Below are 13,140 nucleotides of genomic sequence, written 5' to 3' on the forward strand. Positions count from 1 at the left end.
GGTCACGGCGCTGGGGGCTCGTGACTTTTTTGTTATGACCAGACGGGCTCTTGCGGCGAAGGTCGCGGGCGCCGCGGATTCGCGACCCGTCGCGGGCAGCCACGCTTATCGTCGGGCGCAGGAGAACGTATGGAAGGCCACGTATCGGCAGGCGACTACAAGGATGTCGTTCTGTTCCTGGCGACCGCCGGAATCATCGTGCCGCTGTTCCGGCGCTGGCGCGTCAGTCCGATCCTGGGCTTTCTGGGCGCCGGCGTGCTGCTCGGCCCCTACGGCCTGGCGTCGCTGTCCGACGCGGCCCCGTGGGTCGCCTATGTCACCATCGACAACCCCGGCGAGATCGCTCAGCTCGCCGAACTGGGCGTCGTGTTCCTACTGTTCATGATCGGGCTGGAGCTGTCATGGCAGCGCCTGCGGCTGCTGCGCCGCTACGTATTCGGCATGGGCGCGCTGCAGGTGACGCTATGCGCCGGCATCATTGCGGCGGCGGCGATGGCCATGGGTCAGTCGGTGGCCAGCGCCGCGGCGATCGGGGCGGCGCTGGCGCTGTCCTCGACCGCGGTGGTCATGCCGATCCTGGCGGAGCGCAAGCGCCAACATTCGCAGGCCGGGCGCGCGACATTCTCCGTCCTGCTGTTCCAGGATCTGGCCGTGGCTCCGATCCTGATCACCATCGCGATGACCAGTGGCCGCGCGGACCAAGGGCTGTCGCCCAATCTGCTGCTGACCTTCGCGCCTGCCGCCATCGGCGTGCTGGTGCTGCTGGCGTTCGGGCGGCTGTTGCTGCGGCCAATGTTGCGCTCGGTGGCCCGCGCCAAGAGCGAAGAGCTGTTCATGGCCGCCTGCCTGCTGGTGGTGATCGGCGCGGGTCTGGTCAGCGCGCTCGCCGGCCTGTCGATGGCGATCGGCGCGTTCATCGCCGGACTGCTGCTGGCCGAGACCGAATTCCGGCATGAGGTCGAGGTCACCATCGAGCCGTTCAAGGGCCTGCTGCTGGGTCTGTTCTTCCTGTCGGTGGGGATCGGCCTGAACCTCTCGACGCTGGCGGCCAACCCGCTGCTGATCCCGGCGCTGGCGATCGGCATGGTGGCGCTGAACACCACGGTGATCTTCGGGCTGGCGAAATTGTTCCGGCTGACCAGCCAAAGCGCCATCGAGGCGGCGTTGCTGCTGGCCGGGGGCGGGGAGTTCGCCTTCGTTATCCTGTCGTCTGCTGTCGGCGGCGGTATCGTTCCCGAAGCCGTCGCTCAGACCGTGTTGGTCGCCTCGACCCTGTCGATGATGAGCATTCCCGTGCTGGCGGCGTGGGGTCTGAAGCTGGGCGGCCGCAAGGTGACCCCCAGCGAGCTGCCGCAGGAACCGGTCGAGCCGACAGCGCCCGCGGTCGCCCCCAGGGTGCTGGTGATCGGCTACGGACGGGTGGGCCGCCTGGTCGGCGAGATGCTGCATCGGCACGAGATCCCCTGGGTCGCCGCCGAGCGCGACGCCAAGCTGGTGGAGATCGGCCGACGCAGCGGCGACGCGATCTACTTCGGCGATGCATCCCGGATCGAGTTCCTGAAGCGCTGCGGTCTAGGCGAGGCCTCGGCCCTGGTGATCACCATGGATGACGCGGAAGCTGTGGAGACCGTGGTCAGCCTGGCGCGCGAACAACGCGCCGACCTCAAGATCATCGCCCGCGCCCGCGACGCGCGCCAGGCCGAACGCCTCTACGAGCTAGGCGCCACTGACGCCGTGCCCGAGACTATCGAGGCCAGCCTCCAGCTCTCGGAGGCGCTGCTGGTCGAGATCGGCGTGCCCATGGGGCTGGTCATCGCCTCGATCCACGAGCGGCGGGACGAGGTGCGCAAGTCGCTGAATCGACCGGAAGCGCTTGGCGGCCGGCTGCGCCGCTATCGCCAAGGCGGCGAACCCGGTGCGGCCCCCTGACACAGGGACGTCCGGCGTGGGTTTTGAGGGTCGGGAAGAATCCAAGGAACCAGAACTTCGCGGGCGCGTTGCAGCGTCGGCTAAACGACGGTGGGCGGGCTGGTCGCGCATGGATGCAAGGTGTCGAATGGGCGGAGCGCTGCAATGCGCATCGACCAGTCTGCAGGCTTGCGTCAGGTGATCGATCGCGTTCGGACTCCGTCGCGAGCCATTCGTTAATGGCTAGGCGGTTATGTACTCGCCAGACCAAATATAAGGGTTGCCGCAGCAAGGGGTCGAACGTGCCACTTGCTACGGACAAAGACGCGATCTACACCGCAGTGCGGCACGCCTTGTGTCGAGCGTCGCAGTGTAGCCTGTCAGCGTTACGTCGTGAGGGCTGAGAATTTGCATGCCAAGTGTGGCTTCGGTGACACTTACGCAATGTCTCGTCCTTGATATAAGCGGCTAGGTCATTCGGCCGCACCACTGAGGGCAAAAGAGGGCTCCTATAATGAAGTTCAAACTCCTGGCGGGAGCCGCGCTAGCCGCGGTGTTCGCCGCGTCCGGCGCAGCCGCGCAAGACACCGGCTGGTACGGCGCCGTGGATCTCGGCTACCACTGGCCCGAGGGGATCGACGGCACGTCGTCGGACCTGATCGGCGGCCGCCAACTGTCCTGGGATTTCAACCAGGAAGAAGACTGGGCCGGCTTCGCCCGTCTCGGTTATCAGTTCACCGATCACCTGCGCGTGGAAGCGGAACTCGGCTATCGCCCCGGCGATATCGAGTCGATCCGCGGCGGCGCGATCAACCCCATCCTCGGCCTGTGCACGCCCAACGTGACGCGCACCGCCGCTGCTCCTAACTGCGGTTCGCCCAGCGGCGACATCACGGCCTGGACCGGCATGGGCAACGTGATCTGGGACTTCATGCCCGGCTCCGCGATCAACCCGTTCATCGGCGCCGGCGTCGGCGTCAACCACGTCAAAATCGACGCGGTCGGCCAATTCTCGAACATCACCGGCGCCATCACTGCGGCGAACCCGGCGTTCCAGAACCTAGCGTTCGACGACGACGACACCGCGCTCGCCTATCAGGCCATCGCCGGCGTCGCGTGGAAGGCCTCTGATCGCCTGAACGTCGACCTGACCTATCGTTGGCTCGGCGGTACGGAACTGCAGCTGCAAGGTGTCGGCCGCAACGCCGCCACCGGCGCCATCGGCCCGATCCAACCCGGCGTGTTCAGCGGCGAATACCGCGACCAGTCGGTGACGCTCGGCCTGCGGTACGCGTTCGGGTCGGCTCCGCCGCCCCCGCCGCCTCCCCCGCCCCCGCCGCCTCCGCCCCCGCCGCCTCCCCCGCCGCCTCCGCCGGCGTATGAGGCCAAGCAATTCATCGTCTACTTCCCGTTCGATCAGTACGTGCTGACGCCGGAAGCCCAGACGGTGGTTCAGGAAGCCGCCAATTACGCCAGCGCCGGCCGTGCGACCCAGGTCGTCGTGGTGGGCCACGCGGACACCTCCGGCTCGCCGGCGTACAACGTCCGCCTGTCGGAACGTCGCGCCAAGGCCGTCGCCGACGCGCTGGTTGGCCTGGGCGTCGCCCAGACCGCCCTGCAAGTTGACTGGAAGGGTGAATCGGCTCCTGCGGTCGCCACTGGCGACGGCGTCAAGGAACCGCTGAACCGTCGTTCGACGATCGACATCAACTTCTGATCTCGATTTAGACAAGACGGCTTAGCCGAATAGCGAGGGGCCCGGTCGAAAGACCGGGCCCCTTTGCTTTTGGGCCTGCTCCGAGCCAGCATGCTTGCGGATCGGAGCGCAAATGGCCTGGGACGACCTCGATCTCGAGAAGTTCTTGGACGAGCGACAGGCGGCGCGTGCGCTGCTCGCGGCCGTCCCGCTGAGCACGTCCGAGCGCCAAACGGTGGCCCGCGAGGCCGAGGCCCTGGTGCGCGATGCCCGAGGCGCGATCTCCCGCGCCGGGGTGGTTCAGCGCTTCTTGCAGGAATTCAGTCTTTCGACCCAGGAAGGCCTGGCGCTGATGTGCCTGGCTGAGGCGCTTCTGCGCACGCCTGACACCACCACGCGGGACCGGCTGATCGCCGAGCGGATCGCCTCCGCTGACTGGTCCAGCCACATCGGTCGTTCTGACAGCCTGCTAGTCAACGCCTCGACGTGGAGCCTGATGCTCACCGGTCGGTTGGTGGATCCTGATCCGGAGATGCGCCGGGACCTGCCGTCGTTCGTCCGCCGGCTGGCCGGCCGGGTAGGCGAGCCGGTGATCCGCGCCGCGGTCGCCGCGGCGCTGCGGATCATGGGCGAACAGTTCGTCCTCGGACGATCCATCGAGCAGGCCCTGCGCCGCGCCGCCGCGGAAGGCTTGGTCTGTTCGTTCGACATGCTCGGGGAGGGCGCGCGCACCGAAGCCGACGCCGAGCGCTACGAAGCCGCCTACGCCGGTGCGCTGGAGCGGGTTGCGCAAGAGAACCGCCGGCTCGGGCCCGACCGCAGGCACGGCCTGTCGGTGAAGCTCTCCGCCCTGTCGCCGCGCTATGACGCCCTGCACGAGGTTCAGGTTTTCGACGGCCTTTATCCGCGGCTGAAGCGGCTGGCGCGCCAGGCGGCCGACAGTCAAACCGTTCTCACCATCGACGCGGAGGAAGCCGATCGGCTGGTTCTGTCGCTGAAGCTGCTGTCGCGGCTGGCCGCCTCGCCCGCCCTGTCCGGCTGGTCAGGTTTGGGTCTCGCCGTACAGGCCTATCAAAAACGCGCGCCGCGAGTGATCGCCGCCGTGAACGACCTGGCGCAAGAGAGCGGTCGCAGCCTGCATGTCCGCCTGGTGAAGGGCGCCTACTGGGACGCGGAGATCAAGCGGGCGCAGGTGGCGGGCCAGCCCGGATATCCGGTGTTCACCACCAAGGCGGCGACCGATCTGTCCAATCTGGTCTGCGCCCGCGCGCTGCTGGCGGCGGGACCGTCGCTGCGGCCGCAGTTCGCGACGCACAACGCCCACACCGTCGCGGCCGTGCGCGCCATGGCCGAGCAGGCCGGATCAACGCCGGTCTTCCAGCGCCTGCACGGCATGGGCGAGACGCTTTATGAGGCGGCCACGGCGCGCTACGGCCCACTGCCGGTTCAGGTCTACGCCCCGGTGGGCGAACACGAACAGCTGCTGCCGTACCTGGTGCGCAGGTTGCTGGAAAATGGCGCCAACACATCCTTCGTCCACGCCCTGTCAGACCCGAACGCGCCGGCGGCCGCAGTCGCCGCCGATCCGATCGCGTTGGTGGAGGCGTCCGGTGGAGCGCCGCACCCTGGCATTCCGCTTCCGGCCGACCTGTTCCAGCCCGACCGCGCCAACAGCACCGGCGTCGACCTCACCCAGGCGGCGGAGCGCGAACGGTTGGTGCGCGCCATCATCGAACTCGATCGCAGCCTCGAGAGCGCAGGGCCGATCGTCAGCGGTCGCGAGCGGCGCACGGGGGCGGGCGGGCAGCGGTCTTCGCCGGCGGATCCTCATCGCGTGGTCGCAAGCACATGGAGCGCTTCCGCCGAAGATATCCAGGCCGCCTTCGCCGCGGCCGCAGGAGCTCAGCCTGCCTGGGACGCCCAAGGCGGCGCTGCGCGGGCGCGAGTGCTGCGCGCCATGGCCGCGGCTCTGGAGCACGATCGTGATCACCTGGTGGCGCTGTGCGTGCGCGAAGCGGGAAAGACGCTGGCCGACGGGGTCGCGGAGGTTCGCGAGGCCGCCGACTTCTGCCGCTACTACGCGATGCTCGCTGAGCGCCAGTTCGACGCGCCTGTGACGCTGAAGGGCCCGACCGGAGAGACCAACACCCTGAGGCTCAAAGGGCGCGGGGTATTCGCCTGTATCAGTCCGTGGAACTTCCCGCTGGCGATCTTCACCGGCCAGGTCGCCGCGGCGCTGGCCGCCGGCGACGCGGTGCTCGCCAAGCCGGCCGAACAGACCCCGGTGATCGCCGCGGCGGCGGTGCGCCTGTTCCACGCCGCCGGCCTGCCGGTCGACATCCTGCATCTGCTGCCGGGTGATGGCGGCGTGGTGGGTCAGGCGTTGGTCCAGCATCCATTGTGCGCGGGCGTCGCCTTCACCGGGGGCACGCAGACCGCCTGGGCGATCAACCGTGCGCTGGCGGCGCGGGCCGGCCCTATCGTCCCACTGATCGCCGAGACCGGCGGGCTCAACGCGATGTTCGTCGACACCACGGCCCTGCGCGAGCAGGTGATCGACGACGTCCTGGTCTCGGCCTTCGGATCGGCCGGCCAGCGCTGCTCGGCGCTGCGCCTGTTGTTCGTTCCGCACGAGACGGCGGACGGATTGATCTCAGGGATCGCCGAGGCGATGGACGCGCTCGTGGTCGGCGATCCGGCGGATCCCGCCACCGATATCGGGCCAGTCATCGACCAGGAGGCGCTGGCCGCGCTGCATGCGCACCTGGCGCGCCTGGAAGCCCAGGCAAAGGTGATTCGCCGCCTGGCGACGCCGCACGCCGGGACCTTCTTCGGGCCGACCCTGGTGGAGATCCCGGACGCCGTCTTCCTACAGAGCGAGGTGTTCGGGCCGATCCTGCATGTGGTGCGCTACGACCCGGCCCAGATCGCCGCCGCAGCCGCGCCGCTGGTCGCCGCCGGCTACGGCCTGACGCTTGGCGTCCACAGCCGGCTGGACGGCTTCGCCGCCCAGGTGCTGGCAAGCGTGCCGGCTGGCAACGCCTATGTGAACCGATCGATCATCGGCGCGGTCGTGGGCGTCCAACCGTTCGGGGGCGAGGGGCTGTCCGGCACCGGGCCCAAGGCTGGCGGACCCAACAGCCTGCTTCGCTATGCGGTCGAACGCGCCCTGTCGGTGAACATCGCAGCCCAAGGCGGCGATCCGGGCCTGCTCAACCTCGATCCGTGAGCCTGGGCGGACTCAAAGTCTTGTGAGGCGATCCGCCGCGCTTCCCCGCAACCCCTTGATCCTCATGAGGAGAGAGCCGACGTTAACCTTTCGTTGAGGAAAAAGGCTGGGGACGGACCGTATCGGCCGTTGACGAGTCATTAGCCAAGTGTCCCCATATGTGGGTGGCGCAGGTGCTTCGCCCACAACATGTTGCGTCGGGCGGGGGCTCGACGCGGTTACAACACAGAACAGGTTTTCGATCATGAGCGGCGGTGAAGCGGTAGTCCGTACGGTTTCCGACAGCACGCAGAGGTCGAACGGCAGGTTCGAACGACCTCAGCTCCAGCTCGTCCGGAAGGTCGAGGTCGATCGTTCGCGCGACGCCGAACTGACCGATTTCGGCAAGACGACGCTCGAGGATCGCTATCTGCTGGCGGGCGAGTCCTACCAGGACATGTTCGCGCGCGTCGCCACCGCGTTCGCCGATGACGCCGACCACGCCCAGCGGATCTACGACTACATTTCCAACCTGTGGTTCATGCCCTCGACGCCGGTGCTGTCGAACGGCGGCGCCTCGCGCGGGCTGCCGATCTCCTGCTTCCTGAACGCCGTGCCCGACAGCCTCGAAGGCATCATGGGCGTGTGGAACCAGAACGTGGCGCTCGCCTCCAATGGCGGCGGCATCGGCACCTACTGGGGCGGCGTCCGGTCGATCGGCGAGAAGGTCAAGGGCGCCGGCCAGACCAGCGGCATCATCCCGTTCATCCGGGTGATGGACAGCCTGACGCTGGCGATCAGCCAGGGCAGCCTGCGACGCGGCTCGGCGGCGGTGTATCTCGACATCCACCATCCGGAAATCGAGGAGTTCCTAGAGATCCGCAAACCCTCGGGCGACTTCAACCGCAAGTCGCTGAACCTGCATCACGGCATCTCCATCACCGACGAGTTCATGGAAGCGGTGCGCGACGACGCGTCGTTCGGCCTGCGTTCGCCCAAGAACGGGGAGGTCGTACGCCAGGTGAACGCACGCTCGCTTTGGCAGAAGATCCTCGAGATCCGCCTGCAAACGGGCGAGCCCTACCTGATCTTCTCCGACACGGTGAACCGCGCCATGCCGCAGCATCAGCGCGAGCTGGGGCTGAAGGTGCGTCAGTCAAACCTGTGCTCCGAGATCATGTTGCACACCGGCGTCGACCATCTCGGTCATGACCGGACGGCGGTCTGCTGCCTGTCGTCGGTCAACGCCGAGAAGTTCCTGGAATGGCGCGACCACCCGACCTTCATCGAGGACGTCATGCGCTTCCTCGACAACGTGCTGCAGGATTTCATCGACCGCGCCCCGTCGGAAATGGACCCGGCGGTCTATGCGGCGATGCGCGAGCGGTCCGTGGGCCTGGGCCTGATGGGCTTCCACTCGTTCCTGCAAAGCCAGAACGTGCCGTTCGAATCGGCGCTGGCCAAGTCGTGGAACATGCGGCTGTTCAAACACCTGCGCCGCCACTGCGACGCAGCCTCTCGCACCCTGGCCGCGGAGCGCGGCGCTTGCCCCGACGCCGCCGAACGTGGGGTGATGGAGCGCTTCTCCCACAAGCTGGCGATCGCCCCGACCGCGTCGATTTCGATCATCTGCGGCGGCACCAGCGCCGGCATCGAGCCGATCCCGGCCAACATCTACACGCACAAGACCCTGTCCGGCTCGTTCGCGGTCAAGAACCCGTATCTCGAGCGCCTGCTGGACGAGAAGGGCTGCAACACGCCCGCGATCTGGGACTCGATCCTGGAGAACGAGGGCTCGATCCAGCACCTCGACTTCCTCTCGGCCGACGAGAAGGACGTCTACAAGACTGCCTTCGAGATCGATCAGCGTTGGGTGGTCGAACTCGCCGCCGACCGGACGCCGGACATCTGCCAGTCGCAGTCGGTGAACATCTTCCTGCCGGGCGACGTCGATAAGTGGGACCTGCACATGCTGCACTGGCAGGCATGGGAGCGGGGCTGCAAGTCGCTCTACTACCTGCGCTCGAAATCCGTGCAGCGCGCGGCCCACGCCGGCGGCGAAATGATTGCGGCGCTTGTCACCTCCACCGAACGCACCGACTACGAAGAATGCCTCGCCTGCCAGTAGGCGAGGGCGGTCGATGGGCCACACGTCTGCGGTTTGGAACTCATCCGCGCTTCCTGCGGTTGGAAGTGTGTGGAAGGATCGCTTCCAAGCTGTGGCGTTGACCGGGCAGGGGGAGAGACGATGGGGCTGGCGGCCGTAGCGGCCTTGGCCGTGGGAGCAGGGATCGCAGGGCAGGCCATGGCCGCTCCGCAAACCCCCACATCCGTAACCACGACGGTCAATTCACCCGCCGTCCTATTCGAAGATCCCATGGGACAGCTCATGTCCCGCGAAGTGACCGTCGCCGATGGGCCGGTCGAATGGCGCGGCGCGCAGACGACGACGCTCCACCTCAGCGAGGCCGGTGCGGCGATCGACTCGGTTCGGGTCAGCGTCGGCGGCTTACTGCGATCGCCCGGCGGCCTGCCGCTGAACCTCGATCGCGCCGAATTCGACGCCCGTGTCTATGAGGTGTCTGTGGTGCGCGACTGGCCCGGCGCCTGGCGCGTCGGCGCCGGCGACTACGACCTCGATGTTTCACCGCATGCCGGCGTCGGCGTGTCCAACCTGGGCGGCTTGGCCGAGGCCGGCGCCGTAGTGCGGCTGGGCAAGGGGCTCGACGACGACGTCGCCCAACGGCTGGGCGACATCGGCGTGCGCGATGGCGCAAGCTTTGGCGATCACGGACGCTGGTACCTGTTCGCCGCCGCAAGCGGGCGGGCCGTCGGCCTCAACATGTTGCGCAGCGACGACGGCTGGGCCCGTGCAGGCTGGTCGACAGATCCCTCAAGCGCCTTGATCGGTGACGCCCACGTGGGCGTCGGCTATCGCCGCGGCGCCATGCAGACCTCGCTGGGCTATGTGCACCGCGAGGTGAAGGGTCAGCACATGATCTTCGGTCAGGAAACCCGCGACGACTCGATGGTCGCCTTCTCGCTGTCGATTAAGCCGCGCCGCTGAATCGCGCCGCGCCGCGACAATTCACAAGATGTTGGGGTGGTGCGCCAACTTGCCGCTAGATGTTGTTAGCTTTCGGCGCCTATCGTGGGGGCCTCAGCGTTCCCATCCGCGCTCCAGGAATCACCCGTGACCGCTTCCAATCTCCGCGCCCTGCCTGGCCTGCTCACCCCGTCGTACGCCTACAAGCCGTTCCGGTACCCGTGGGCCTACGAGTTCTGGAAGAAGCAGCAACAGGTCCACTGGATGCCGGAGGAAGTGCCTCTGGGCGAGGACTGCAAGGATTGGGCGACCAAGCTGAACGACCGTGAGCGTTCGCTGCTGTCGCAGATCTTCCGCTTCTTCACCCAGTCCGACGTCGAGGTGAACGACAACTACATGGAGCGCTACAGCCGCGTCTTCAAACCGACCGAGGTGAAGATGATGCTGGCCTCGTTCTCCAACATGGAGACGATCCACATCGCGGCCTACGCCCTGCTGCTCGAGACGATCGGCATGCCGGACTCCGAATTCACCGCCTTCCTGGACTTCCAGGAGATGCGCGCCAAGCACGACTACATGCAGACCTTCGGCGTCGAGACCCACGCCGACATCGCCCGCACGCTGGCCATGTTCGGCGGCTTCACCGAGGGGCTGCAGCTCTTCGCCTCGTTCGCGATGCTGATGAACTTCCCGCGCCATAACAAGATGAAGGGCATGGGCCAGATCGTCTCCTGGTCGGTGCGCGACGAAAGCCTGCACTGCGAAGGCATCATCAAGCTCTACCACGCGTTCAACGCCGAGACCGGCGCGGTGACCAAGAGTGTCGGCGACGACATCGTCGATTGCTGCAAGACCGTGGTTGGCCTGGAGGATCGGTTCATCGACCTGGCCTTCGAGGCCGGCGAGGTCCAGGGCATGACCCCGCACGACATCAAGCAGTACATCCGCTTCGTCGCGGACTGGCGGTTGCGCCAACTGGCGCTGCCCGAGGCCTACGGCGTGAAGGAAAACCCGCTGCCGTGGCTGCAGTCGATGCTGTCGGGTGTGGAGCACGCCAACTTCTTCGAGGCCCGCTCGACCGAATATTCCAAGGCCGCAACCCGCGGTCAGTGGGACGGCAAGGCCGGCGTGTGGTCGGAGTTCGATCTGCTGATGAGCAAGCGCACGGAATCCGCCTCGCTGGTGGAGTAGGACTCCCCGGCCGGCCTCAGATCGCCTCGCCGGTCACCGCCGGCGCGCGCGGTTCCTCGGCGAGCGCGCGATAGGTGAACCCAGCCAGGACCGCGCCGACGATCGGCGCGACCCAGAACAGCCAGAGCTGCTGCAGCGCCAACCCGCCGACGATCAGCGCCGGGCCCGTGCTGCGGGCGGGATTCACCGAAGTATTGGTCACCGGGATGCTGATCAGGTGGATCAGCGTCAGGGCCAAGCCGATGGCGATCGGCGCGAAGCCGGACGGGGCGCGTGTATCGGTGGCGCCGAGGATCACGATCAGGAAGCCGAAGGTCAGGATGATCTCGATGGTCAGGCCCGCCACGAGGCTGTAGCCGCCAGGCGAATGTTCGCCGTAGCCGTTCACCGCCAAACCGTTGGGCGCGAGGCTGAAGCCCGCCTGGCCGCTGGCGATGAAGTAGATAGCGAGCGCGGCAATGATCGCGCCGACCACCTGCGCCGCCGCATAGGGTGCGATGTCCTTGGCCGGGAAACGCCCGCCGGCCCACAATCCGACGGTCACCGCCGGGTTGAGGTGGCACCCAGAAATGTGCCCGATCGAATAGGCCATGGTCAGGACCGTCAGGCCGAACGCCAGGCTGACGCCGACGAAGCCTATGCCGACGTCGGGGAAGCCGGCTGCCAGCACTGCGCTCCCGCATCCGCCGAACACCAGCCAGAACGTGCCGAACAGTTCGGCGAACAGCCGCTTTGGCAAGGACACCATCTTTTCGCCTCCCGACTTGCCGGATCGGCAAGGCGGCAAGCATGGCCGTAAGCCCCAGCCATGGCAAATCGTCCGCGCGGCGCGATCAGCCCCAAGGTCCGCGGGGCCGGCCGGTGATCGGAACGGCGGTCATCCTGCGCGAGGCGCGGCGAGACGATGCAGGTGAGACGCCGGCCGCGATTTCCATCAGCGCCGCGACCCGGTTCTGCGTCGCCGGATGAGTGGAGAACAGGTTGTCCGCGCCCTGGCCTGACAGCGGATTGATGATGAACATATGGCTGGTCGCCGGATTGCGTTCGGCGGTGTGGTTGGGCACGCCGCGGGCGTAGGCCTCGATCTTCTGCAAGGCGGCGGCGAGCGCTTGGGCGTCGCCGCTGATCTCCGCGCCGCCGCGATCGGCCTCGTACTCGCGGCTGCGGCTGATCGCCATCTGCACCAGCGCCGCGGCGATGGGCGCCAGGATCGCCAACGCGACCGTGCCGATCATCCCCATCGGCCGATCACGGTCGCCGCCGAAGAAGAAGGCCATGTTGGCGAGCGCCGAGATCGCGCCGGCGATCGTCGCGGTGACGGTCATGGTCAGGGTGTCGCGATTGCGGACGTGAGCCAGTTCGTGGGCCATGACGGCGCGCACCTCGCGCCGGTCGAGCATCTGCAGCAGGCCGATCGTGGCGGCGACCGCGGCGTGTTCCGGATCCCGGCCGGTGGCGAACGCGTTCGGCTGGTCGTTGGCGATCACGTAGACCTTGGGCCTTGGCAAGTCGGCTCCGTCGGCCAGCTCATACACGTCAGTGATGAAGCCACGGATCAGCGGCCGGCCGTCATCCGCCTCGACCGGCTCCGCGCCGTACATCCGCAGCACGATCTTGTCGGCGTTCCAGTAGCTGAACAGGTTCATTCCTGCCGCCAGGACGAAGGCGACGGCCATGCCGGCGACGCCGCCGATCATGTAGCCTACGCCGACGAAGACGGCGGTCAGCGCCGCCAGCAGCATGAAGGTCCGAAGGTGGTTGCGCATCGCTTCCCAGGTCGACGAGGGCGACCATCGCCCCCTTGCCGCAGATATGGGAAGTCTGCGCGGACGGTGAAGAGGCGCCCGCGTCAGCTCCGCTGAGGCTCAGGGACCGGCTCCTCGATCTGGTCTTCCCACTTGGCCACCACGGCGGCGGCGACCGAGTTGCCGACCACGTTGGTCGCCGAACGCCCCATGTCCAGCAGATGGTCCACCGCCAGGATCAACAGCAGGCCAGCCTCGGGCAGGTTGAAGTAGCTCAGGGTCGCGGCGATCACCACCAGGGATGCGCGGGGTACGCCGGCCATGCCCTTCGACGTGATCATCAGCA

9 protein-coding genes are annotated in these 13,140 nt (G+C 67.3%); 6 read left to right on the top strand and 3 right to left on the bottom strand.

Annotation, left to right across the window (positions count from 1 at the left end):
• Positions 1-129 precede the first annotated feature (129 nt).
• The 6 genes from Q8R27_RS05325 to Q8R27_RS05350 all read left to right on the top strand — a co-directional run bounded on the left by Q8R27_RS05325 (position 130) and on the right by Q8R27_RS05350 (position 11,049).
• Positions 130-1,929 (top strand): cation:proton antiporter, encoded by a 1,800-nt coding sequence (locus Q8R27_RS05325; protein ID WP_305698031.1) that lies wholly within the window; start codon positions 130-132, stop codon positions 1,927-1,929.
• A 493-nt stretch (positions 1,930-2,422) separates the two neighbouring features.
• Positions 2,423-3,625, top strand: coding sequence for an OmpA family protein (locus Q8R27_RS05330; RefSeq protein WP_305698032.1), 1,203 nt, complete (start codon positions 2,423-2,425; stop codon positions 3,623-3,625).
• A 112-nt stretch (positions 3,626-3,737) separates the two neighbouring features.
• Complete coding sequence (gene putA / locus Q8R27_RS05335) at positions 3,738-6,833, top strand: bifunctional proline dehydrogenase/L-glutamate gamma-semialdehyde dehydrogenase PutA (RefSeq protein ID WP_305698033.1); 3,096 nt, start codon at positions 3,738-3,740, stop codon at positions 6,831-6,833.
• 244 nt (positions 6,834-7,077) lie between these two features.
• Positions 7,078-8,940: a ribonucleoside-diphosphate reductase subunit alpha gene (locus tag Q8R27_RS05340; RefSeq protein ID WP_305698034.1), complete on the top strand. Its 1,863-nt coding sequence runs from the start codon at positions 7,078-7,080 to the stop codon at positions 8,938-8,940.
• A gap of 261 nt (positions 8,941-9,201) precedes the next feature.
• Positions 9,202-9,879 carry a lipid A-modifier LpxR family protein gene (locus tag Q8R27_RS05345; RefSeq protein WP_305698035.1) on the top strand — a complete coding sequence of 226 codons (678 nt, stop codon included), beginning with the start codon at positions 9,202-9,204 and terminating at the stop codon, positions 9,877-9,879.
• Positions 9,880-10,005: 126 nt separating this feature from the next.
• Positions 10,006-11,049 (top strand): ribonucleotide-diphosphate reductase subunit beta, encoded by a 1,044-nt coding sequence (locus tag Q8R27_RS05350; protein ID WP_305698036.1) that lies wholly within the window; start codon positions 10,006-10,008, stop codon positions 11,047-11,049.
• Between the two features lie 16 nt (positions 11,050-11,065).
• On the opposite strand, the gene aqpZ is transcribed toward Q8R27_RS05350, so the two are convergent.
• From aqpZ to Q8R27_RS05365, 3 genes are all read right to left on the bottom strand, one after another.
• A complete protein-coding gene (gene aqpZ / locus Q8R27_RS05355) occupies positions 11,066-11,797 on the bottom strand; it encodes an aquaporin Z (RefSeq protein ID WP_371134648.1) in 732 nt (243 codons plus the stop codon).
• A gap of 85 nt (positions 11,798-11,882) precedes the next feature.
• Positions 11,883-12,815, bottom strand: a complete 933-nt coding sequence (gene htpX / locus Q8R27_RS05360) for a zinc metalloprotease HtpX (RefSeq protein ID WP_305698037.1) — start codon at positions 12,813-12,815, stop codon at positions 11,883-11,885.
• A gap of 83 nt (positions 12,816-12,898) precedes the next feature.
• On the bottom strand, positions 12,899-13,140 hold a 242-nt coding region (locus Q8R27_RS05365), incomplete at its 5' end, for a dicarboxylate/amino acid:cation symporter (RefSeq protein WP_305698038.1).

The sequence above is a fragment of the Phenylobacterium sp. genome, assembly GCF_030697305.1.
Classification (GTDB): domain Bacteria; phylum Pseudomonadota; class Alphaproteobacteria; order Caulobacterales; family Caulobacteraceae; genus Phenylobacterium.

What these genes read in the sequence shown, in the direction of transcription:
- Q8R27_RS05345 (WP_305698035.1), top strand. Translation starts at nt 9,202, where the DNA reads ATGTCCCGCGAAGTGACCGTCGCCGATGGGCCGGTCGAATGGCGCGGC.
- Q8R27_RS05330 (WP_305698032.1), top strand. Translation starts at nt 2,423, where the DNA reads ATGAAGTTCAAACTCCTGGCGGGAGCCGCGCTAGCCGCGGTGTTCGCC.
- Q8R27_RS05340 (WP_305698034.1), top strand. Translation starts at nt 7,078, where the DNA reads ATGAGCGGCGGTGAAGCGGTAGTCCGTACGGTTTCCGACAGCACGCAG.
- aqpZ (WP_371134648.1), bottom strand. Translation starts at nt 11,797, where the DNA reads ATGGTGTCCTTGCCAAAGCGGCTGTTCGCCGAACTGTTCGGCACGTTC.
- Q8R27_RS05325 (WP_305698031.1), top strand. Translation starts at nt 130, where the DNA reads ATGGAAGGCCACGTATCGGCAGGCGACTACAAGGATGTCGTTCTGTTC.
- htpX (WP_305698037.1), bottom strand. Translation starts at nt 12,815, where the DNA reads ATGCGCAACCACCTTCGGACCTTCATGCTGCTGGCGGCGCTGACCGCC.
- putA (WP_305698033.1), top strand. Translation starts at nt 3,738, where the DNA reads ATGGCCTGGGACGACCTCGATCTCGAGAAGTTCTTGGACGAGCGACAG.